Source organism: Pectobacterium wasabiae CFBP 3304, assembly GCF_001742185.1.
Classification (GTDB): Bacteria; Pseudomonadota; Gammaproteobacteria; order Enterobacterales; family Enterobacteriaceae; genus Pectobacterium; species Pectobacterium wasabiae.
The window spans coordinates 1,263,882-1,286,097 of record NZ_CP015750.1 but is presented as its reverse complement, the minus strand read 5'-3'; the positions used below and the strand labels follow the sequence as shown (position 1 = coordinate 1,286,097).

General features: G+C 50.9%; 17 protein-coding genes and 2 pseudogenes. 8 read left to right on the top strand and 11 right to left on the bottom strand.

Annotation, left to right across the window (positions count from 1 at the left end; all coding sequences use genetic code 11):
- The first annotated feature begins 8 nt into the window (after window positions 1-8).
- From glgC to glgP, 3 genes are all read left to right on the top strand, one after another.
- Window positions 9-1,286 (top strand): glucose-1-phosphate adenylyltransferase, encoded by a 1,278-nt coding sequence (gene glgC, locus A7983_RS05810; RefSeq protein WP_005969284.1) that lies wholly within the window; start codon window positions 9-11, stop codon window positions 1,284-1,286.
- A 28-nt stretch (window positions 1,287-1,314) separates the two neighbouring features.
- Window positions 1,315-2,754: a glycogen synthase GlgA gene (gene glgA / locus A7983_RS05805; RefSeq protein ID WP_005969286.1), complete on the top strand. Its 1,440-nt coding sequence runs from the start codon at window positions 1,315-1,317 to the stop codon at window positions 2,752-2,754.
- A gap of 75 nt (window positions 2,755-2,829) precedes the next feature.
- Window positions 2,830-5,277, top strand: coding sequence for a glycogen phosphorylase (gene glgP, locus A7983_RS05800; protein WP_005969288.1), 2,448 nt, complete (start codon window positions 2,830-2,832; stop codon window positions 5,275-5,277).
- A gap of 103 nt (window positions 5,278-5,380) precedes the next feature.
- Here the strand turns inward: glgP and A7983_RS23105 are convergent.
- The 5 genes and pseudogenes from A7983_RS23105 to A7983_RS24805 form a co-directional block, all read right to left on the bottom strand.
- A pseudogene (locus A7983_RS23105) lies at window positions 5,381-5,584 on the bottom strand (PAAR domain-containing protein); the annotation flags it as partial.
- Window position 5,585: 1 nt separating this feature from the next.
- Window positions 5,586-6,479, bottom strand: coding sequence for a hypothetical protein (locus A7983_RS05795; RefSeq protein WP_005969290.1), 894 nt, complete (start codon window positions 6,477-6,479; stop codon window positions 5,586-5,588).
- 11 nt (window positions 6,480-6,490) lie between these two features.
- The gene (locus A7983_RS05790) at window positions 6,491-7,075 is read right to left on the bottom strand and encodes a hypothetical protein (protein ID WP_005969304.1); all 585 of its coding nucleotides are present in this window, start codon (window positions 7,073-7,075) and stop codon (window positions 6,491-6,493) included.
- A gap of 820 nt (window positions 7,076-7,895) precedes the next feature.
- Window positions 7,896-9,398, bottom strand: a complete 1,503-nt coding sequence (glpD, locus tag A7983_RS05780) for a glycerol-3-phosphate dehydrogenase (RefSeq protein WP_005969309.1) — start codon at window positions 9,396-9,398, stop codon at window positions 7,896-7,898.
- 202 nt (window positions 9,399-9,600) lie between these two features.
- Window positions 9,601-9,744, bottom strand: a pseudogene (locus tag A7983_RS24805) (VOC family protein); the annotation flags it as partial.
- A gap of 122 nt (window positions 9,745-9,866) precedes the next feature.
- Between A7983_RS24805 and glpE the strand changes: the two are divergent.
- Window positions 9,867-10,190, top strand: coding sequence for a thiosulfate sulfurtransferase GlpE (glpE, locus tag A7983_RS05775; RefSeq protein WP_005969310.1), 324 nt, complete (start codon window positions 9,867-9,869; stop codon window positions 10,188-10,190).
- Between the two features lie 42 nt (window positions 10,191-10,232).
- Here the strand turns inward: glpE and A7983_RS05770 are convergent, their stop codons facing one another.
- The 4 genes from A7983_RS05770 to rbsK all read right to left on the bottom strand — a co-directional run bounded on the left by A7983_RS05770 (window position 10,233) and on the right by rbsK (window position 14,280).
- A complete protein-coding gene (locus A7983_RS05770) occupies window positions 10,233-11,531 on the bottom strand; it encodes an MFS transporter (protein WP_005969312.1) in 1,299 nt (432 codons plus the stop codon).
- Between the two features lies 1 nt (window position 11,532).
- The gene (locus A7983_RS05765) at window positions 11,533-12,015 is read right to left on the bottom strand and encodes a YhcH/YjgK/YiaL family protein (RefSeq protein WP_005969313.1); all 483 of its coding nucleotides are present in this window, start codon (window positions 12,013-12,015) and stop codon (window positions 11,533-11,535) included.
- Between the two features lie 85 nt (window positions 12,016-12,100).
- The gene (locus A7983_RS05760; protein WP_005969316.1) at window positions 12,101-13,024 is read right to left on the bottom strand and encodes a dihydrodipicolinate synthase family protein; all 924 of its coding nucleotides are present in this window, start codon (window positions 13,022-13,024) and stop codon (window positions 12,101-12,103) included.
- A 44-nt stretch (window positions 13,025-13,068) separates the two neighbouring features.
- Entirely contained in the window at window positions 13,069-14,280 is a 1,212-nt protein-coding gene (gene rbsK, locus A7983_RS05755; RefSeq protein WP_005969319.1) for a ribokinase, read from the bottom strand.
- Between the two features lie 204 nt (window positions 14,281-14,484).
- On the opposite strand from rbsK, the gene glpG reads away from it, so the two are divergent.
- Genes glpG through malQ form a run of 4 tightly spaced genes read left to right on the top strand, consistent with a single transcriptional unit; the run spans window position 14,485 to window position 20,754 of the window.
- Window positions 14,485-15,318 carry a rhomboid family intramembrane serine protease GlpG gene (gene glpG, locus A7983_RS05750; RefSeq protein WP_005969325.1) on the top strand — a complete coding sequence of 278 codons (834 nt, stop codon included), beginning with the start codon at window positions 14,485-14,487 and terminating at the stop codon, window positions 15,316-15,318.
- A gap of 24 nt (window positions 15,319-15,342) precedes the next feature.
- Window positions 15,343-16,101 (top strand): DeoR/GlpR family transcriptional regulator, encoded by a 759-nt coding sequence (locus A7983_RS05745; RefSeq protein ID WP_005969330.1) that lies wholly within the window; start codon window positions 15,343-15,345, stop codon window positions 16,099-16,101.
- A gap of 42 nt (window positions 16,102-16,143) precedes the next feature.
- The gene (malP, locus tag A7983_RS05740; protein WP_005969332.1) at window positions 16,144-18,666 is read left to right on the top strand and encodes a maltodextrin phosphorylase; all 2,523 of its coding nucleotides are present in this window, start codon (window positions 16,144-16,146) and stop codon (window positions 18,664-18,666) included.
- A 12-nt stretch (window positions 18,667-18,678) separates the two neighbouring features.
- A complete protein-coding gene (gene malQ / locus A7983_RS05735; protein ID WP_005969333.1) occupies window positions 18,679-20,754 on the top strand; it encodes a 4-alpha-glucanotransferase in 2,076 nt (691 codons plus the stop codon).
- An 82-nt stretch (window positions 20,755-20,836) separates the two neighbouring features.
- Here the strand turns inward: malQ and nfuA are convergent, their stop codons facing one another.
- Both nfuA and gntX read right to left on the bottom strand, forming a co-directional pair.
- Window positions 20,837-21,412: a Fe-S biogenesis protein NfuA gene (gene nfuA, locus A7983_RS05730; RefSeq protein WP_005969334.1), complete on the bottom strand. Its 576-nt coding sequence runs from the start codon at window positions 21,410-21,412 to the stop codon at window positions 20,837-20,839.
- A 60-nt stretch (window positions 21,413-21,472) separates the two neighbouring features.
- Window positions 21,473-22,174, bottom strand: coding sequence for a DNA utilization protein GntX (gntX, locus tag A7983_RS05725; protein WP_005969336.1), 702 nt, complete (start codon window positions 22,172-22,174; stop codon window positions 21,473-21,475).
- Window positions 22,175-22,216: the final 42 nt, after the last annotated feature.

The following is a 22,216-nucleotide window of genomic DNA, read 5'->3' as shown; positions in this document are numbered from 1 at the left end:
AGATAGCCATGGTGAACAACGACAAGCATGACCCTCTGATGTTGGCAAGACAGCTCCCTCTGAAATCCGTGGCATTAATTTTGGCAGGAGGTCGTGGAACGCGACTGAAAGGGCTGACGGCATTGCGTGCCAAGCCTGCCGTCCATTTTGGCGGTAAATTTCGCATTATTGATTTCGCGCTCTCTAACTGCCTGAACTCTGGCATACGCCGCATTGGCGTGATTACGCAATATCAGTCGCATACGCTGGTGCAACACATTCAGCGCGGCTGGTCGTTTTTGAATGCGGAAATGAACGAGTTTGTGGATTTACTCCCCGCACAGCAACGCCATTCTACCGATCACTGGTATCGGGGAACGGCGGATGCCGTCTGTCAGAATCTCGACATTATTCGGCGCTACCGTGCGGAGTATGTGGTGATCCTCGCGGGCGATCACATCTACAAGATGGACTACTCACGTATGCTGATTGACCACGTGGAGAAGGGGGCGGAATGTACGGTCGCCTGCCTGCCCGTGCCGCTGGAAGAAGCCAATGCCTTTGGCGTCATGAGCGTGGACAAACAGCATCGCATCCTCGATTTTGCCGAAAAACCAGATAACCCGACGCCAATGCCGGATAACCCGGATATGGCGCTCGCGAGCATGGGGATCTATGTTTTTAATGCGGACTATCTTTATCAATTACTCGAAGCGGATCGCAACGCGTCGGACTCTGCCCACGACTTTGGTCAGGATTTGATCCCGAAGATTGTCTCGCAGCGTCTGGCCTGGGCTCACCCTTTTACCTTGTCATGCGTCACGTCGGGTGAAGATGAACACCAGTATTGGCGGGATGTCGGCACGCTGGAAGCTTACTGGCGCGCCAATCTCGATCTGGCGTCAGTGACGCCAGAGCTGGATGTGTACGATCGGCACTGGCCAATTCGTTCCGCTATTGAATCGCTGCCGCCAGCCAAATTTGTTCAGGATCGCTCCGGCAGCCATGGCATGACAATGAACTCGCTGGTATCGGGGGGCTGCATCGTTTCCGGTTCGGTTGTCACGCATTCGGTGTTGTTCCCGCGCGTGCGGGTCAATTCATTTTGCAGTATCGATTCGACGGTGATCCTACCGGATGTCAACGTGGGACGCTCCTGTCGTTTACGCCGTTGCGTGATTGACCGTGCCTGCCACCTGCCGGAAGGCATGGTGATTGGTGAAAATGCGGAAGAGGATAGCCGCCGTTTTTATCGGTCGGAAGAAGGGATCGTTCTGGTTACGCGATCGATGTTGGAAAAGCTGTAAACGCCATCGGCACAAAATGGGAGTCATAATGCGGGTCTTACATGTTTGTTCAGAGCTGTTTCCACTATTGAAAACCGGCGGTCTTGCGGATGTGGCAGGTGCGTTGCCCGGCGCGCAAATTGCGGCGGGGATGGATGCCCGCGTTATCCTGCCGGCCTTCCCCGATTTGAAAAAAGGGATCGTCGATATACAGGTTGTGCGTGAGCTGGATACGTTTGCCGGACATGTCACCTTACTGTTCGGCCATTTTAACGGCGTCGGTATTTATCTGATTGATGTGCCTGAGCTGTATGAACGCGCGGGCAGCCCTTATCACGATCCGGCGCTTTATGCGTATGCTGACAACTATCTGCGGTTTGCGCTGCTGGGGTGGATGGGGTGTGAAATGGCGTGCGGGCTGGATCACTATTGGCGGCCCGATATTGTGCATGCTCATGACTGGCACGCGGGGTTGACCTGCGCCTATCTGGCCGCACGTAACCGTCCGGCGAAATCGGTCTTTACCGTTCACAATCTTGCCTATCAGGGTCTGTTTGATGCCCGGCATATGGCGAATCTCCACTTGCCGAGCGACTTCTTTCAGGTCTACGGGCTGGAGTTTTACGGCCAGATTTCTTACCTCAAGGCCGGTTTGTTCTACGCTGACCACATTACGACCGTAAGCCCAACCTACGCGCATGAGATTACGCTGCCAGCCTATGGCTACGGTATGGAAGGCTTATTGCAGATGCGTGAAGAAGAGGGGCGGCTGTCCGGCATTCTCAATGGCGTAGACGAAACGATTTGGAATCCGGCGCATGATCCTTTGCTCACCAGCCACTACAGCCGTGAGGCGCTGGCGAACAAAGCGGAAAACAAGCGACATCTGCAAACGGCGATGGGGTTGAAGGTCGACGACAAGGCGCCGGTTTTCGCCATCGTTAGCCGGCTGACCAGCCAGAAAGGACTCGACATCGCGTTAAGCGCGATACCGGATCTGCTAGAGCAAGGTGGACAACTGGTGGTGTTGGGCGCAGGGGATGCTGATTTACAGGAAGGTTTTCTGGCTGCCGCCGCCGAATATCACGGTCAGGTTGGCGTACAGATTGGCTATCACGAAGCCTTCTCGCACCGCATCATTGGTGGCGCGGATGTCATCATGGTGCCCAGCCGATTTGAGCCTTGCGGGTTAACACAGCTCTACGGCTTGAAGTATGGCACGTTGCCGCTGGTGCGCCGAACCGGCGGGCTGGCAGATACGGTATCTGACTGTTCGTTGGAGAATCTGGCGGATGGTCTGGCAAGCGGGTTTGTCTTTAACGATTGCAGCGTGGGATCGCTATCCCGCGCGATCCGTCGTGTGTTTGTGTTGTGGTCCCGACCTACGCTATGGCGCTATGTGCAGCGTCAGGCGATGGCGATGGATTTTGGTTGGCAGGTTTCTGCTCAGGCTTATGGTGCGCTATATCAACGCTTGTATACCCACTAGTTTTCCTGCGGCGCGTCATCCGCATGCAATCTGAAAACGACAGGGTATGGTAACACTCACTTGGGAATGAATATTATGAACTCTCCGTTTATCTATACTTCACCAACGATCAGTGTGGAAGCGCTGAAACACTCTATTGCTTATAAGCTCATGTTTACCGTAGGGAAAGATCCCTCGATTGCGAATAAACATGACTGGCTAAATGCCACGCTGTTGGCTGTGCGCGACCGGATGGTAGAACGCTGGCTGCGCTCGAATCGCGCGCAGCTTTCGCAGGATGTGCGGCAGGTGTATTACCTGTCGATGGAATTTTTGCTGGGGCGAACGCTGTCGAACGCGCTGCTGGCGATGGGGTTGTATGAAGATCTGAAAGCGGCGCTGGATGGTATGGGGCTGGAACTGGACGATCTGCTACAGGAAGAAAATGACCCTGGTTTAGGGAACGGTGGCCTGGGGCGTCTGGCTGCCTGTTTCCTGGATTCGCTGGCGACGATGGCGCTGCCGGGGCGTGGCTACGGTATTCGCTACGAATACGGCATGTTCAAACAGAATATCGTTAACGGCAAGCAGGCGGAATCGCCGGACTACTGGTTGGAATACGGCAACGCGTGGGAATTTCCGCGCCATAGCACACGTTACAAAGTGCGGTTTGGGGGACGTATCCAGCAGGAAGGCAGCAAGTTACGCTGGCTGGAAACGGAAGAGGTTATCGCGTGCGCCTACGACCAAATCATTCCCGGTTTCGATACCGATGCCACCAATACCTTGCGTCTGTGGGGTGCGCAGGCCAGTAACGAAATCAATCTGGGTAAATTCAATCAGGGCGACTATTTTGCGGCGGTGGAAGATAAAAACCACTCGGAAAACGTGTCGCGCGTGCTGTATCCCGATGATTCGACCTATTCAGGCCGCGAGCTGCGCCTGCGTCAGGAATACTTTCTGGTTTCCGCGACGGTGCAGGACATCCTCAGCCGCCATTGGATGATGCATAAGACCTATGCCAATCTGGCGGAAAAATTCGCCATCCACCTGAATGATACGCATCCGGTACTGGCGATCCCTGAGCTGATGCGTTTGCTGATTGATGAGCATAAATTCAAGTGGATCGAGGCGTGGACGGTAGTGAGGAAGGTCTTCTCCTACACCAACCACACGCTGATGCAGGAAGCGCTGGAAACCTGGCCGGTTGATATGCTGGGTAAAATCCTGCCGCGCCACCTGCAACTGATTTTCGAAATTAACGAACATTTTCTGGAGTACGTGCAGAAAGAAGTTCCCGATGACAACGAGCTGCTGGCGCGGGTTTCCATCATTGATGAAAACAACGGACGTAAAATACGGATGGCGTGGCTGGCGGTGATCGCCAGCCATAAAGTGAACGGCGTATCGGAGCTGCATTCGGATCTGATGGTGCAGTCCCTGTTTGCCGACTTCGCCCGACTCTTCCCCAATCGCTTCTGTAATAAAACCAATGGCGTAACGCCACGACGCTGGCTGGCGCTGGCTAACCCGTCGCTCTCCAAACTGTTGGATGACACCATCGGGCAGACCTGGCGTACCGATCTGAGCCAGTTGAGCGAATTGAAACAACACATCGATTATCCGGCGTTTGTGCAGAAAATCCGCAAGGTGAAGCTCAAGAATAAAGTACGTTTAGCGACCTACATGGCGGAAAACCTAAATATTGTGGTTAACCCTGAGTCACTGTTTGATGTGCAGATTAAGCGTATTCATGAATACAAACGGCAACTGTTGAATGTGTTGCACATCATCACGCTCTATAACCGCATTAAGGACGATCCCGGCGTCGCGCGTGTTCCGCGCGTTGCCATTTTTGCGGGCAAGGCAGCATCGGCCTATTACATGGCGAAGCACATTATTAACCTGATCAACGATGTCGCGAAGGTGATCAACAACGATCCGGCACTGCACGATCGGTTGAAGGTCGTATTCATTCCGAACTACAGCGTGAGTCTGGCGCAGTTGATCATTCCGGCAGCGGATCTCTCTGAGCAGATCTCGCTGGCGGGAACGGAAGCGTCTGGGACCAGCAACATGAAGTTTGCCCTGAACGGCGCGCTGACGATCGGCACGCTGGATGGGGCAAATGTCGAAATGCTGGAGCATATTGGCGAAGAGAATATGTTTATCTTCGGCAACACGGCCGATCAGGTTGAAGCGCTACGGCAGAACGGCTATAACCCACGGCAATATTACGATCAGGACGAAGAGCTACGCCGTGTGCTAACGCAAATCACCACAGGGGCTTTTAGCCCTGATGATAGCCGCCGTTACAGCGATCTGTTTGATTCGCTGGTTAATTTTGGCGATTACTACCAGCTCCTGGCAGACTATCGCAGCTATGTGGATACGCAAGATCGGGTTGACGAGTTGTATCAGAACAAGGATGAATGGGCGCGCTGTGCCGTTCAGAATATTGCCAGCATGGGTTATTTCTCGTCTGACCGTACTATCGGTGAATATGCAGCAGATATCTGGAATATTAAACCGATACGGCTGTGATGAGAGAAGGGCTCTGCCATTGATGGCTAATTCTTAAAATAAACAGGCGTTCAATGAACGCCTGTTTACTAAGGCTGAGGGAGATCTGTGTATTTAGAGTGTATCAGCCGATATTCACGCTTCCCCCACCAATCAACACGCCACCACAGCTTACTTCATCTCCAAAACGAGCCGCGGGTTTGCCATTAATGAACACACTGGATGAGCCATCGCTGATGCTCCTACTATGACCGTGAGGAATCAGAGGATCGCTCTAACGAGCCAACGGCAAACCATCAGCTTTAACCGTTGATGAACCCGCAACGATATCAAACACTATTGATTGCATCGTTATGTTGTCTACTTGCTATTCCTATATTTTCATTGTTTTTATCGCCATCATTTCGAGACAAAAACTTTTGAAATATTGCTCTATTTGGTATTTCGTTATATTCCTCAGAATTTAATTCGCTATTAGGAAATGGTGCGGGAATAGACTTTATATGTGGAATGTTATTAATTACTTTAAGATCGCCATCAAATTTACCTGTTTTTTTCTTTTTTTGATTATAACGACTAAAATCATTCGATGTACTTGTTGGAATTAACCCTGCATGGCGTAATGCTTGCCATGTGAAATCGATACAGCTATTTGTTGCTCCATTGTAGTAGAGGTTGAAGTATTTATTAGATTTGTTAAATGCGGTGTCTCCAAATTCTTTTAATTTTTCGTATTGGTCTTTTTTTACCTCTATTTTTCTACTGTAATAAGGATTTTCATAGTGAATATTATCTTTTTTAGTAACAAATCCATTTCCTATTATACCTGATTTTATGGGGGCAAATCCATAAGAGTCTGGTTTTGGATTATTATCAGAGATTATTGATAGTTTAAACCACATATGGCCAGCTACTGAAATTATTCTTTCCTCAGTAGTTTTATCAAATTCTGGATTTCCATAGTCATCGTTTAGTGGTGTTCCTGGGTAAGCTGTATATATAGTAACTGCATATCTGGGTTCTAAAGAATTAATAAGCTCATCTACAAACTCTTTTCTGGCATGGGGGGGCGGGCATGTGGCGCAAGCTTGGCCAGCATTATAATTCACACTTTTATCAGGGTATGCAAACTGTTTAATATCTTGCTTTTTTTGTTCTACTGTTAGATTATCTTTTTTTGAAATATATTCAAGCAGCTCTTCTGTTTTATTTTCTGGCTTCATATAAAATCCTTTTATTTTAAAAATCTTTGCTCTATATAAATAGAAGAAGTTAAATGATTTCCGTTCAACTTCTTATTGTCATTTAGTATGTCAATGTGAATCCGGTACTGCCCATACTGTTTTATTTGATCCGTTATATAAAAAAATAAATATTCATTATTAATTGTATAAGGTTCGAGATTACTAATTATCTTTTTCTCAATTAATTCTTCAGTAAGATCGTTTTTTATTTTATACAATTCAAAATTAACTACTGGGTCTTTATTTTCTTTAAATGTATAAATAATACTACTGTTTCCATTTGTGGCGTCTGAATTCTTTACTTTTAATAATATGTGCGGCGATGGTGATGATAATGGAAATAAATATAAAATCTTTGGCTTTTGCTGAGGGGTATCCCAAAAGATGAAATCGAAAGCCCCTCCTTTTTTAGATAAGTCTATATCTTTTTCTATTGGGTAAGTTTTATCTCCAATGTAATTTGGTTTGGGATTTAGAAAGAAATAGGGATCGTCAGAAGATGGCTTCATCCACTGGTATAGCCATGTTCCTCCCATGCCTAGTAATATTCCGATAAGTAATAATATTTTTTTCATTTTTTAACGACTCCATGTCTACAAATTACAGATGAGAAATCTAATTGGTTGAGTTCGATGTAATATAACTATTTCAAGGTTTTCTAATGATCGGCATTAATGTTCATTGCCCTGATTGTTAGTCTGCGCATGATGCGCGTGTTTTTTATGCAGATATCTCAACGTCAACGAGCCAAAAATGGGAATGGTGAGCATAATAATAAACAGTAAAGATGAAATCACGTAATCAAAATCTATAGTTACCATGATAAATATAATAATCGCCATCGCGCCGATGAAATATTTTTTAATTATGAAATGTAAACAAATAGATACAACCCCAATAAAGATGATGTAACCGGAAAAAATAATCCAAGCTAAAAAATCCCAGCTATTAAAAAAATTCGTCTCACTATATCGTTCGCCGAAAAATAAAACATATAAAAATGATAAAAAACACCAAAAAAAGGTGGGTAATAAAAAAATTTTAATAATAGATGATTTGTTTATTCTCACTCCATTATTATCCGATTTTAAACATGTATTCCTGCTCATCATCATCCTTAATTGTATTATTCATAACATTAAAACCCATGTTTGTACTGTATCATCCCGATATATCCATACAACGTCAAGCTACGCGGGAGTTGGTTATGCCGTTGGACTGCTGCCAACATGGGTTATGTCTCGTCTGACGGTACTATCGGCGAGTGTGCTGAAGGTATCTGGATTATCAAACCAATACTATGGTGATTGTGTGTTAATGATATAAAAAACGCCGTAGGTAAAAACCTACGACGTTTTTGTGTTTGCAGTAAAAAGCGCTTGCGGTAACCGCTAGTTAACCCGCTTTTGCCATCTGCTGTTCGTGGTGGCTGGCTAACCAGTCGCTGATGCGCTGTTTCTGCGCGTCATCAAAGCGCATGCCCAGTTTGGTACGACGCCAGATGACGTCGTCCAGCGTGACAGCCCACTCTTTCTCAACCAGATAGCGCAGTTCTACCTCATACAGGTCATGACCGAAATCTTCACCCAGATCGCTGAGGTTTTTCACGTTTGCCAGGATCAGTTCACTGTTTGAACCGTAGGTACGGCTGTAACGGCGCGTCAGTGATTCAGGCAGATTGAAGCGACGACGCAGTGCGGCGGCGTAGTCATCACGCGTACCAGCAATATCACCACCCGGCAGTACCGCACCTTTCGTCCAGGCCTTTCCTGCCTGCGGATAATACTTGTGTAACTTGTCCAGCGCGTGTTCTGCCAGCTTACGGTACGTCGTCAGCTTGCCGCCAAACACGGAAAGCAGTGGAGCCTGACCGTTATCATCATCCACTGACAGGGTGTAATCACGCGTAATCGCCTGTGGAGAATCGGATTCGTCATCACACAGCGGACGCACGCCGGAATACGTCCAGACGATATCGTCACGCGTGAGCTGCTGTTTGAAATGATCGTTATACACATCCAGCAGGTAACCGACTTCGTTGTCATCGATCTTCACATCGTGTGGATTGCCTTTGTATTCCACGTCGGTGGTGCCGATGATCGAGTAGTCATCCTGCCACGGGATCACGAACACAATACGGTGATCTTTGTTTTGCAGAATATACGCCTGCGGCTGGTTGTGGACTTTTGGCACCACGATGTGGCTGCCTTTGATCAAACGGATGCCGTAAGGCGATTTCAGTTTTAGGCCGTCATCAAAGAACTCTTTCACCCACGGGCCGGTCGCGTTCACTAGGCCTTTGGCGCGCCAGGTGAAGGTTTCGCCGGTCAGTGAATCAACCGCATCGACAATCCACACGCCTTGCTCACGGCGAGCGCGGGTCACTTTGGTACGAGTACGGACTTCTCCGCCGCGTTTTGTCACTTCTTGCGCGTTTAACACCACCAGACGTGCATCGTCCACCCAGCAGTCCGAATATTCAAAGCCTTGCTTCAGTTCAGGTTTAAGAACGGAATCTGCACCGAATTTCAGTCCCTTACTGGCAGGCAGGCTGACGCGTTTGCCAATGTTGTCATACATGAACAGGCCGATGCGAATCATCCAGGCTGGACGCAGGTGCGGCTGATGGGGCAAACGAAAGCGCATCGGGAAAATAATGTGCGGGGCCATTTTCAGCAGCGTTTCACGCTCAGACAGCGCTTCGCTGACCAAACGAAACTCATAGTGCTCAAGGTAACGCAGGCCACCGTGAATCAGCTTGGAGCTGGCGGAGGACGTGGCACAGGCAAGATCCTGTGCTTCCAACAACAGGACTGATAAACCCCGCCCAGCCGCATCTGCGGCGATGCCTGCACCGTTAATTCCGCCGCCGATAACGATGAGATCTTTGGTTTCCACGTTTCTTCCTCCACCTTCGAATAAATCAAAATGTTCGTTTTCGAGCATTATAATAATCGAAAACAAACAAATCAGCCAATGGTTAACCAAATAAAAACATTTATGCGTGATGAAGCTAACAATATGATGATAATTGTCACATTAAAATAAGGGATATTCGGGAGGTTTTGAGGCTACTTTGACGGTATAGCCCAGCAGGGAGCTACGGCTGTTCGATATATTGGCTGAAGCGCAAGAGATAACTATCGGGGTCCTGAACCAGAAACTCTCGTTGGCAGGCTTCTGTCGCGTTCTCGCTGGCTTCTATTGTGTAATAGCTATCTCTCAGCGGTCGGTCCAGTATTACGCGAAGCCCTGTTTTTCTTAATAACCTTATAATCATATAGGTTTTATGCCGCCAAAGGCGGGTTACAATGACGCCAGTTGTTACTAACATCCTGTCAATTATTAACAAGGTTGTCACTTTCGATGGAACAATTTGAAGCTATTAGTATTGAGCAAGCCCATTCCCGCTGGCAGGAAGGGGGCGTTGTCGTTGATATTCGCGATCCACAGAGTTTTGCCGTTGCCCACGTTCCTGGCGCAACGCACCTGACGAACGAGAGCCTGTCTGACTTTGTGCGCGATGCTGACTTCGATGCGCCGGTCATGGTGATTTGCTACCACGGCATTAGCAGCCGCAATGCCGCACAGTACCTGATTAGCCTGGGATTTGATTCGGTGTACAGCATTGATGGTGGCTTTGAAGCCTGGCAGCATCGTTACCCGCAGGATGTGTTACCGCCAGTGTGACAGTGGAAACCTGCTGCGTTTGAAGGCGCAGCAGGTGAACCATTATTGTTCAGCCGGTAACGGTTTTTTGACAAATACGCCGTAGCTGATAGCACCTAGCATAAGTAAGCTGGCACCGAAGATAAACACGTTGGTAAACGCGCCCGTCATATCCAGAATGATACCTGTGACGATGGGGGCACTGGCCGCGCCGAGGAAACCGCCGAAGTTCTGGATGGCACCAAGGGAGGCAACCTGTGCTTTCGGGGCGATATCGGTCGCGAGCGTCCAGATCACGCCAGAAGGCATCTGAGAAAAGAAATATCCCAGAGAAAGCAGCGCGATACACAATGTTGTATCAGTGACGAACGGCACGGGAGCTACGCAACACGCAGCGAGAGCGGCGCCGCATACAATGGGGATCTTGCGCGCGGTAATGGTGTTGGTGCCGCGACGAATCAGACGATCAGAAATTATCCCACCGCACAGCACGCCCAAAATACCGGCCATAAATGGAATAGATGCGACCCAACCTGTTTTCATCAAGCTGAATCCAAGAGAACGTTCCAGATAACTTGGCAGCCAGGTGAGATAGACCCAAATGGTAAACATGATGGAGAAATTGCCCAGGATCATGAACCAGGTCGTCTTGTGCTTGAACAGAGAGCCCCAGCTTGCTTTTGGCGTGTCTGGTTTTTGCGTTTCCGTGGCTTCGACAGGGCCATGGATTTCAACTTCTTCCTGTGGCGTCGGGTTACGGTAGAGCTTCATCCAGACCAGCAGGAGCGGAATGCCAGCCAGCCCAATGGCGATAAACATGCCACGCCAGCCCATGGTTAACAACAGAATGGTCAAAATCGGTGGCGCAACTGCGTTGGCGATTTGCGAACCAGTGTTGATGATGGCAGTGGGTAGGCCGCGTTCATTGCTTGGGAACCAACGGTGGGTGATTTTAATCCCGGAGGTAAAGAACGGAGATTCAGACACCCCGAGTAACATACGCAGGCCATAAAACATGGCGTAGCCATTGACGAACCCGGCCAGAATAGTGAAGCCAGACCAGAGGCCGAGAGCCCAGGAGAACATTTTTTTCGGACCAAATTTGTCGACTAGCCAGCCAGCAGGCAGGTTAGCGATGGCATAAGGCCATAAGAATGCGGAGAGCAGGAGTCCCATCTGTGTGGAACTGAAGCCAAACTCTTTTGAAATGGTGGTGTTGGCGATACTGAGATTGGCGCGGTCAAGATAATTCACCACGGCAGCAATCAGTAATATGAAAATAATATTCCAACGCAGACGAGATATTTTCTGCGAAGGTTGCGTTACAGCGGCAGGTGTAGATGAGGCAGTTGTCTGTTTCATTTTATTTATTTTCCGTAAACAGGCTGAGGTGAATCTTGATTACCGCTTTGCGGATAAAAGATTCGCCATGCGTTTGACAACAAGGGCGATGTAAATCTTCGGGATAAAATACGGCAAACATGCCGGGTAACAGATGAATAAAGGATTCGTTTTGTGTGTCGGTATAAAATACGATATCGTTTTGTGCTGCTTTATTCTCGATAACCGTATGCTCTTTGGCCCCACGCGCCACGCCAATGCTCTCCTCCCCGGAAATGAGGTATTGAATATCGACAAAATTGAAGTGTGATTCTGCACGCATTTGTGCAGCAGGCACCGTAGAAGTTTCTTGCAACAGGCAAAACATCTTGCCTGGGATAATATCGTATTTCCCTGGTGTTAATCTGGCGAAATCAGTTTGATTAATATAATCAATCCCTTTTTGGATAATAGGGTGCAGGGCATGCTTTTCCTGCGCCCAATCGCGCTGATCGCAAATAATCATGATGAAATATTCCCCTGTGAATGCGATTTTTTATATAGGGTAACGAGACGAATCATTTATTCCCGTTACCCGTAGACGCTTATTTTTATCGTGTAATTTTTTTCTGGTAGTGCTCTGTTCCGTGTCGAATTTGATCGAGGATGACGGTTAATCCCCAATATTTCTCCAGTACGTCATCTTTATTGACGCGACATTGAATGCTGGTAAAGGTGCCGAGGCGCTGATGGTAAACCTTGGCATTTTTCGGGTAGCCCAAGGTTTCGGTCACGGCAGCCAGCGACAGGAAGTCAGCCAGTTCTTCTGCCAGCTCGGGGTTTTCTTGATGATGGTGATATAACCAGACATAGAGTTCAGGATGGAAATTGGTGAATACACCGCTAAAGCCGCGTGAGCCCGCTTTCATCGCGGGGAACGCGATAGCGGCATTGGCGTTAATGATATTGAGCGGTGTTCCCTGCACTAAACCTACACGGCGGGTGACGGTAGCCAGGTCACAACTGACGTCTTTTAGCACCACAAAACGGCCTGTATTGGCGCAATAAGTCAGCTCTTCATCACTCAATAGCCGACGATAAGGCGCTGGGCATTCATAGAGGCCAAGTGGCAGTGTCTTCGGCAGGGCGTCCAACAGATGATTCAGATTGGCAAAGAAGGTATCGCTGCCCGCTTTCTGTGGATCGAGATGGTTAGTGACAAGCACCAGTGCGTCGATGCCGGTTTCCGCCATTGCAGAAAGCTCTTCAACCTGTGCATTGAGATCGTCGCTGATATGGCCGGAAGCAATCACCGGTATACGGCCTTGCACGTGTTCCACCACAAAGCGCGCCACGGCCACACGCTCTTCTAACGAGAGAAACTGCATTTCGCTAGACTGACATACGGCGAACAGTGCATCGACGTTTTTGTCTATGTACCAGTCAATGAGCTTCGCCAGACCGGGATAATCGACGTCGTTCTGTTCGGTGAACGGGGTCAGCATGACAGGGACGATACCATCAATTGTTTTCATTTCTTTATTCTCCAAAAAACAGCGGTTGCGGGCGATTTTCCGCGTTAGCGTTGCGATAAACGTGCAATAACTTGTTGATGTTCAGGCATGTTAGAGGCCCCTTCACGCTCAACGGCAAGGGAAGCAAAGGCCGAGGCATAAGTGGCGGCCTGCGCCATGTTCTGTCCGTTAGCGAGCGCGGCGGCAAATGCGCCGTTGAACGCATCTCCTGCACCGGTTGTATCGATACCGAGTGCCGGAAAGGCGGGAATATGCTGGAATTGCTTGCCGTCCAACAGCAGTGCGCCGCGGGAGCCCATGGTGATAATCACGCGTTTGGCCCCCAGAGCAGCGATTTTCAGCGCCGCTTCTTTGGCATCATCAACATCGTGAATATCAATGCCGGATAGAAGCGAGGCTTCCGTCTCGTTAGGCGTGATGACGTCGAGATAATCCAGATAGGGCAGGATCTCGCTGGAGTAGGGCGCGGGGTTAAGAATCACCTTCTTGCCCAGCGTATGAGCCAGCTTGATCGCGTTCAGCGTTGCGGAAAAGTTATTCTCTAACTGCACCAGCAGTACGTCTGAGGTCGTGAGTTCTGACGCGATGGCGGCGACTTCGTCATCGGTAATGGTTTGGTTAGCACCGGGGTGGATGGCGATCATGTTTTCGCCGTTTTGCTGCGAGACGTAAATGATCGCATTACCCGTGGGTTCGCTATCTGACTGGTACAGCTTGAACGAGTGAATGTCTGATGCCGTAAAATGATCGTAGGCAAATTGGCTAAATTGGTCGGTACCCACTTTAGCGATGAAATAGACCTGTGCACCTGCCCGACTGGCAGCCATTGCCTGGTTAGCGCCTTTACCCCCAGGGCCGATCGCGCTGCCCTGAGCCATGATGGATTCACCGCCCTTGGGAAAACGCATCACCTTGGCGACGATATCAACATTGAACGATCCTAAAATACACACCTTGCCGTTCATCGAATTTCCTTTCTGTTTGCTAGTTTGATGTCTGTTCTGTTTTTCTAACCGCTTCAGCAGTACTTCGAAATTCTCGCCAGACGGGGCGATTAATTCGGACTGTAGAAGACGTCGCACGATAATGGCTCCGCCGTAGCAGCGCTGAATCAGGTGCAACCGTGCCAGTTCATTCAAGTCACTGCGGATAGTTTCTTTGCTAACGGCAAAGGCCGTTGCCAGATAATCGACACTGGCGCGTTCATGTTTGGCCAGATAGGCCAGAATCTGATTACGTCTTTCTTCTAGAAACATGCTTACCTCAGTTGTTGGTTATGAGCCTAAAGGAGAGTCTGCGGCTAAAAAGTGACTACTGTCATAGGATGATCGGTGAAACGGAAGTAAACGGAAGTTAGCAGAATGTTATCGGTTAAGAAGGGGGTTTTTACTTTTTCCCCCCCAGCCTGCGAAGCAATATGATATTTTTAGGTAAATCTATTCGCTAACGGATACACAACAATGCCAATCCGCGTTATTGCTCTCTCCAACCCGCGTCTGGCTCAGGCATTTGTCGATTACATGCGTACTCAGCAGGTTCATCTGGACATGCGCCCTCAAGGACATGAAGCTGAGCTGTGGCTAGAAGATGAAACCCAACTGAGCAAGGTTCAGGAAGCGCTGGAAATTTTTCTGCGCGACCCGACCAATCCGCGCTATCTGGCGGCCAGTTGGCAAACGGGATCGATGGACACCGGCATTCAATACCAACGCTATTCTTTCCTGCAAACGCTGAAGCAAAAGGCAGGACCGCTGACGTTATCGGTGATGGTCGTGACGATTGCGGTGTTCATCCTGATGCAGATTTCAGGCTATGAGAGCGTGATGGTGTGGCTAGCCTTTCCGGCAGAAGGACAGCAGGCACAACTGTGGCGCTGGTTCAGTCATGCTTTGTTGCACTTTTCCCTGCTGCATATTTTGTTCAATCTGATGTGGTGGTGGTATCTGGGTGGACCGGTTGAAAAAGTGTTGGGGACCGGCAAGCTGCTGGTCATTACGCTGGTCTCCGCGCTGGTCAGCGGCTGGGCGCAGTCCTGGTTTAGCGGCACCTATTTTGGTGGCCTGTCTGGCGTGGTCTATGCCCTGATGGGCTACGTCTGGCTGCGAGGGGAAAGAGAGCCCGACGGTTATTTGGCTATGCCGCGCAGCCTGATGGTCTTTGCGTTACTGTGGCTGGTCGCCGGATATTTCGATATTTTAGGCATGTCGATCGCGAATGCGGCGCATGTGGCAGGGCTGATTGTTGGGCTATTGATGGCCTTTTGGGACACGTATAATAAAACAAACCCCCGGTAAATCGGGGCGTCTTAGGGGATAAATGTGAAGCAGACACAACGGCATGACGCCATTATTGAACTGGTGCGTCGGCAGGGGTATGTCAGTACTGAAGAACTGGTGGATCATTTTGCGGTGAGCCCGCAGACCATTCGTCGCGATTTGAACGATCTGGCTGAGCAAAATAAAATCCATCGCCACCACGGTGGCGCGGCATTGCCATCCAGCTCGGTGAACACGGCTTATCACGATCGTAAAATGATGTGGTCGGATGAAAAGGCTCGTATTGCCCGTCGGGTGGCGAGCCAGATTCCAGACGGTGCGACCTTGTTTATCGATATCGGCACCACGCCTGAGGCGGTGGCTTATGCGCTGATGCAGCATAAAGATCTGCGCGTGGTCACCAACAACCTGAACGTGGCAACGCTGCTAACGGCAAAAGAGGATTTTCGCCTGATTTTGGCTGGTGGCGAAGTTCGCACCCGCGATGGCGGCATTATGGGTGAGGCGACGCTGGATTTTATCTCTCAGTTCCGTCTGGATTTTGGCATTTTGGGCATCAGCGGTATTGACATGGATGGGTCATTACTGGAGTTTGATTACCATGAGGTGCGCACAAAACGGGCGATTATTGAAAATTCTCGCTGCGTGATGTTGGTGACGGATCATTCCAAGTTTGGCCGTAATGCGATGGTGAATTTGGGTAACATGGATTTGATCGACTATCTTTTTACCGATCAGTCACCCCCACCCAGCGTACTGAAAATTATTGAACAACATAAGGTACAGTTGGAGTTGTGTTGAGCCCGATGTGCCTTTTCCATGATGGACAAAGGAGGAGGCACGATGTCAGATTCTTCAAATCAGTCTGGTTCTTCACAAAAGTCAGGTTCTTCAAAACGTTCAGTGGCTGCGAAAACGTCAGAGACTTTGACGCAGCCTGCTTCCTCCAATCATTTTGCTATCGCCTTTGATGCAGCACAGTTTGCCGCCGCGCTGCTTCGCCAACAGCGGCTCGGTGGCGTCGCTTCCTTGAAGGCGATGACACTGGTGCAGTGCTGGCGTGCCGTCAGCCTCGCGCTAGCGGAACAACTGCTGATGCATCCCGCAGCGCCAAGCTCTTCCACGGCTAATACGCCTCAGCGCCATGTGAACTACCTGTCGATGGAGTTTCTGCCCGGTCGTTTGACAGGCAACAACCTGCTGAATCTGGGATGGTATGACGCCGTAGCCGACGTACTGGCAGATCAAGGGCTTAGCCTGAGCGATGTGCTGGAGCAGGAAATCGATCCGGGTTTAGGCAACGGTGGATTAGGCCGGCTGGCATCCTGCTTTCTGGATTCGATGGCAACAGTGGGGCAGCCTGCAACGGGCTACGGCCTCAACTACCAGTATGGCCTGTTCCGTCAGCATTTTGCACAAGAGCAGCAACAGGAAACGGCCGATGACTGGCAGCGTGATACCTATCCGTGGCTTTTACCACGTACTGAGCTGGCGGTAGAGGTTGGGTTTGGCGGGCGTCTGCAACCCCAGACCGATGGTAGCCTGCGCTGGCTGCCGGATACGGTTTTCAGAGGCGAAGCCTGTGATCTGCCGGTGATGGGTTATCAAAACGGGGCCGCGCAGCCGCTACGTTTGTGGCGTGCGACGCATCGCGATCCGTTTGATTTAACCTTATTCAATGAGGGTCACTATTTGCGCGCGGCGCAGGCGGGTATTTCCGCCGCCAGCCTGACCAGCGTGCTGTACCCGAACGATAATCATGCGGCGGGCAAGCGCCTGCGTCTAATGCAGCAGTATTTCCACTGCGCCTGTTCGGTGGCTGACATTTTACGCCGTCATCTTAGCGCGGGGCGCGCGCTGTCTGCGCTGCCGGATTATGAAGTCATCCAACTTAATGATACCCACCCGACGCTGGCGATCCCTGAGTTGATGCGCCTGCTGCTCGATGAACACCAGCTATCCTGGGACGACGCCTGGTCGATAACCGGACGCACCTTTGCTTACACCAATCATACACTGATGCCGGAAGCGCTTGAGCGCTGGGACGAACGGTTGTTTGGCCGCTTGCTGCCTCGTCATCTGTCGATTGTCCGGCAAATTGATGCGCAGTTTAAGGTGCAGGTCGAGCAAGAATGGCCTGGCGATCGGCAGATGTGGGCGAAGCTTGCCATCCGCCACCAGCGCCAGATCCGTATGGCAAACCTGTGCGTCGTGAGCTGCTTTGCCGTCAATGGCGTGGCGGCACTGCATTCGGAACTGGTGGTGAAAGATCTGTTCCCCGAATACCATCAACTGTGGCCGACCAAATTCCACAATGTCACCAACGGCATAACGCCGCGCCGCTGGCTGAAGCAATGTAACCCGGCGCTGTCTGCATTGATTGATGACACGCTAAATACGCCATGGGTGAATAATTTACCCGCGCTGCAAGGGCTGGAGCCCTACGCTGACGATGCTGGCTTTCGTGAGCGTTATCGACAAATCAAGGCCGATAATAAAACGCAACTGGCGAGCTATCTCCGCCAGCAGTACGACATCGTGGTCGATCCACTGGCGCTGTTTGACGTGCAAATTAAGCGATTGCATGAATACAAACGTCAGCATTTGAATCTACTTCATATTCTCGCGCTATATCGTCAATTGCGTGACAATCCGCATCTGGATATAGTGCCGCACGTCTTTTTGTTCGGTGCCAAAGCGGCACCGGGTTATGTCTTAGCAAAAAATATCATTTATGCCATTAACCGGGTCGCTACGGTCATTAATCAGGATCGCCGCGTTAGCGATCGCCTAAAGGTCATCTTTCCGGCGGACTACCGTGTCTCGCTGGCTGAGCGGATGATCCCTGCTGCTGATGTTTCTGAGCAGATTTCGACGGCAGGTAAAGAGGCGTCTGGCACTGGCAATATGAAGCTGGCGCTGAATGGCGCGTTGACCGTTGGCACGTTAGATGGGGCAAATGTAGAAATGGCGCAGCAGGTCGGCGAGGACAATCTGTTCATTTTCGGGCATACCGTAGAACAGGTAAAAGCCCTACAGACTCAGGGCTATGCGCCGTCGGACTACCTTGCTACAACGCCTTTGTTACGCGAAATACTGAATGAGTTAGCGAGTGGTGCATTCAGCCGGGGGGATAAAAATGCGTTTGCCCCACTGCTGGATAGCCTGCTGAAGCTGGGCGATCCCTATATGTTAATGGCCGATTTTGCACCGTATTGTGAGGTGCAGCAGCGTGTTGATGCGCTTTATCGTGAGCCGGATGAATGGACGCGTCGCTGTGTGCTGAATACCGCCAGAATGGGGATGTTTAGTTCGGACAGGGCGATTCATGATTACCAGACGCGTATTTGGCAAGCGGATCATTAGGAAAAGGAGAGGATGTTCAAGGTGGATAAACTGGCAAGCCAGCAGACCGGCATCGCGGAAAGCTATACCGATGCCTATGGCAAAAAGCACATTGTTGCGGCCGCAGTCAGAAACCGGATTCAGGCAATGATGGACGTTTCTGATAGCGGTAATGCGCCCCTGCCGCCTGTTCGTGTCTTCTTGCAAGGCCGAGATGCGGTCATCGAGCTTGCTGGTCACGGTGAATTCTTCTGGACGCTGATGTATGAAAACGGCGGTCAAATTCAAGGGCAGATAACCGGTGGTTCAACGCTGGCTCTGCCGGGCGTGCTGCCGCTGGGCTACCATTACCTGACGCTGACGCAAGCCGACCAGCGCTGGAGCTGCCGGATTATTGTTGCCCCGCATCGCTGCTATGAACCCGAAGCTTTACAGCAGGGAAAACGCTGGTGGGGTGTGACCGTACAGCTTTACACCTTGCGTTCGCAGAACAATTGGGGCGTCGGGGATTTTGGCGATCTGCGCCAACTGATAGAACAGATTGCCCGCCGCGGTGGCGCCTTTGTGGGGCTGAACCCACTGCATTCGCTGTACCCGGCGTTGGCAGAGGCGGCGAGCCCTTATAGTCCGTCGTCCCGCCACTGGCTGAACATTATTTATATCGATGTGAATCGGATTGATGATTTCCAGCAGAGCGGGGAAGCGCAGGTGTGGTGGCACCGTGAGGAGACACAAAGCGCGATCGCAGCGCTGCGGGCGGGGCGCTGGGTTGATTATGAGCCGGTGACGCAGCTTAAGTTAGCGGCTCTGCGGCTGGCGTTTCGCTATTTTACGACCCGTAGCGCGCTGGACCCGCGCATTAGTGCATTTCGTCAGTTTGTCGTCAGCGGTGGGCAGAGCCTCCAACTTCAGGCGACGTTTGATGCGTTGCAGACCTACCTGAAAAAACAGGGCGAGAATTATGCGGACTGGCATCAATGGCCTGCCAGTTATCATGATGTACACAGTGAGACTGTAAAAGCCTTTCGCCGTGAAAACAGCGATGAGATTACGTTCTACAGTTGGTTGCAATGGGTGGCGCATGAGCAATTAGCAGACTGCTACGCGCACAGCAAACAGCTTGGTTTACCGTTAGGTTTGTATCGTGATTTGGCCGTTGGGGTCGCACGGGGCGGTGCTGAAACCTGGGACGAACGACAGCTCTATTGTCTCGATGCTTCTATCGGCGCACCGCCCGATCCGCTCGGGCCGCAAGGACAAAACTGGCAACTGGCGCCGATGAACCCCACCATGATGCAGCTTCGGGGTTATCAACCGTTTATCGACGTGCTGCGCAGCAACATGGCGCACTGCGGCGCGTTGCGTATCGATCATGTGATGGCGCTTTTGCGCCTGTGGTGGATACCGAAGGCGGAGCCGGCGGGCAACGGGGCCTACGTACATTATCCAGTTGACGATCTGCTGGCGGTACTGGCGCTGGAAAGTCAGCGTCATCGCTGCCTGATTATCGGTGAGGATTTAGGCACGGTGCCGCCGGAAATTGTCAGCAAACTGCATGATTACGGCATCTATTCTTACAAGGTGCTGTTCTTTGAAAAGGATGCAGAGGACCACTTTCGCCCCCCCGAGGATTACCCGCGCCAGTCGATGGCAACCATTACCACTCACGACCTTCCGACGCTGCGCGGCTACTGGCAAACCGTGGATTTATCGCTTGGGCGCGAGTTAGGGCTGTACCCTGTAGAGGCATTGTTGCAAGAGCAGATGCAGCAGCGTGAAAAAGCGAAACAGGGGCTGCTCAACGCATTACACCATTACGGGCTGTTGCCACAGCGTGTTGGCCGTAACGCGGCGCTGACGACAATGGGCGCACCGCTGAGCCGTGGCGTTCACCGCTATGTCGCCGATAGCGCCAGCGCACTGGTCGGGTTTCAACTGGAAGACTGGTTGGATATGGCCACGCCGGTGAATGTACCGGGCACCAACCGCGAATACCCTAACTGGCGACGTAAGCTGACACGTCCGCTGGAATCGATCTTCGCTGACCGCTGCCTTGAACGACTGGTTCGGGATGTGGATTTACGTCGTGGCGTACCGGTAAAAAGCTAATGCGGTAAACGCATCGCTCCAGCGGAATGTTAATCCTCCCCAGAGTTGGGGAGGATTAAGAAGCAGTAATCAGCGGGAGAAATTAATAGTAGGAGTGCTCGCCGCGCTGGTGTTCGGTGAGATCTCTCACACCTTTCAGCTCAGGGAAGGTTTGCAGCAGCTCTTTCTCAATCCCTTCTTTCAGCGTGACGTCAACCATAGAACAGCCGTTACAGCCGCCGCCAAATTGCAGGATTGCCAGACCGTCATCGGTAATTTCCATCAGCGTCACGCGACCGCCGTGGCCCGCTAGCTGTGGGTTGATCTGCGATTGCAGCACATACTCAACGCGTTCCATCAGCGGGGCGCTGTCGTCCACTTTACGCATTTTCGCGTTTGGCGCCTTCAGCGTGAGCTGAGAACCTAATTGGTCAGTTACGAAGTCAATGTCAGCGTCTTCCAGATAAGGGGCGCTAAGTTCGTCCACGTAAGCAGAAATCTTTTCAAATTTCAGCACGGTATCGCTGGCTTCTACGGCATCCGGCGGGCAATAAGAGACGCCGCATTCGGCGTTTGGCGTACCTGGATTGATAACAAATACGCGAATCTGTGTGCCTTCTTCCTGTTTTGCCAACAGTTTCAGGAAATGCTCCTGAGCAGCATCGGTAATACGGATCATAATAGTAAGCTCGATAGTTGACTGCACCTATCGGTTATAATACGCCCATCCTCCCCCTGACTACAAGGTTCGGCACAAACACCAGACCTGAACGCCTGCCGCGCCCTGAGCGAGCAATAGCCTGCTAATTTCCGCGGCGGTACTGCCTGTCGTGACCACATCGTCGAGTAAAACCACCTGCTGCCCGGACAGCGGGACATCACAGGAAAATGCGCCCCTCAGGTTTCTTCGCCGTGCGCTGGCGCTGAGCGTTTGCTGCAACGGCGTGCGTCGAGTGCGCTGTAACTCACGTGGATCGTAAGCGCAGTCCAGCCAGTGAGCGAGAGGACGAGCGAGCAGTTCGGTCTGATTGAAACCACGATGCCACTGGCGGTTCCGGTGCAGGGGAACGGTGAACAGACGATCGGGGCGGAACAGCGGCACCTGCCCGGTGAGCTTTCGTTCGCGATAGGCCCTCTGCCAACGTAGTAACAACTGCCGTGCCAGTACCGCTGCCAGCTCGGTTTTACCGTTAAACTTGAAATGCTTAAGCAGCGTATTGAGTGGCGGTGTGTAGTCGCTGATAAAGGTCATCGATTGCCAAGGTGGTGGATTTTGCTGGCAGCGTCCGCACTGATGCGCTGTGTCGTCTGCGGGTAAGCCACAGCGCGGACAGCAGGTAGGCAAGCGGGGCAGATGGCGCTGACAGTACGAACAAATCCCCTGCTGGCTGCGATGAAGCGGCAATAAACATAGCCAGCAACGTGCTGTGATGGTTAACATATTCTTTCCCTAAATACGGTTTTTCCCTGATAAAGGAAGATA

Excerpts from the sequence above, each read along its gene's own strand:
- glgC (WP_005969284.1), top strand. The coding sequence starts at position 9 with ATGGTGAACAACGACAAGCATGACCCTCTGATGTTGGCAAGACAGCTC.
- glgA (WP_005969286.1), top strand. The coding sequence starts at position 1,315 with ATGCGGGTCTTACATGTTTGTTCAGAGCTGTTTCCACTATTGAAAACC.
- glgP (WP_005969288.1), top strand. The coding sequence starts at position 2,830 with ATGAACTCTCCGTTTATCTATACTTCACCAACGATCAGTGTGGAAGCG.
- A7983_RS05795 (WP_005969290.1), bottom strand. The coding sequence starts at position 6,479 with ATGAAGCCAGAAAATAAAACAGAAGAGCTGCTTGAATATATTTCAAAA.
- A7983_RS05790 (WP_005969304.1), bottom strand. The coding sequence starts at position 7,075 with ATGAAAAAAATATTATTACTTATCGGAATATTACTAGGCATGGGAGGA.
- glpE (WP_005969310.1), top strand. The coding sequence starts at position 9,867 with ATGGAACAATTTGAAGCTATTAGTATTGAGCAAGCCCATTCCCGCTGG.
- A7983_RS05770 (WP_005969312.1), bottom strand. The coding sequence starts at position 11,531 with ATGAAACAGACAACTGCCTCATCTACACCTGCCGCTGTAACGCAACCT.
- A7983_RS05765 (WP_005969313.1), bottom strand. The coding sequence starts at position 12,015 with ATGATTATTTGCGATCAGCGCGATTGGGCGCAGGAAAAGCATGCCCTG.
- A7983_RS05760 (WP_005969316.1), bottom strand. The coding sequence starts at position 13,024 with ATGAAAACAATTGATGGTATCGTCCCTGTCATGCTGACCCCGTTCACC.
- rbsK (WP_005969319.1), bottom strand. The coding sequence starts at position 14,280 with ATGTTTCTAGAAGAAAGACGTAATCAGATTCTGGCCTATCTGGCCAAA.
- glpG (WP_005969325.1), top strand. The coding sequence starts at position 14,485 with ATGCCAATCCGCGTTATTGCTCTCTCCAACCCGCGTCTGGCTCAGGCA.
- malP (WP_005969332.1), top strand. The coding sequence starts at position 16,144 with ATGTCAGATTCTTCAAATCAGTCTGGTTCTTCACAAAAGTCAGGTTCT.
- malQ (WP_005969333.1), top strand. The coding sequence starts at position 18,679 with ATGTTCAAGGTGGATAAACTGGCAAGCCAGCAGACCGGCATCGCGGAA.
- nfuA (WP_005969334.1), bottom strand. The coding sequence starts at position 21,412 with ATGATCCGTATTACCGATGCTGCTCAGGAGCATTTCCTGAAACTGTTG.
- gntX (WP_005969336.1), bottom strand. The coding sequence starts at position 22,174 with ATGTTAACCATCACAGCACGTTGCTGGCTATGTTTATTGCCGCTTCAT.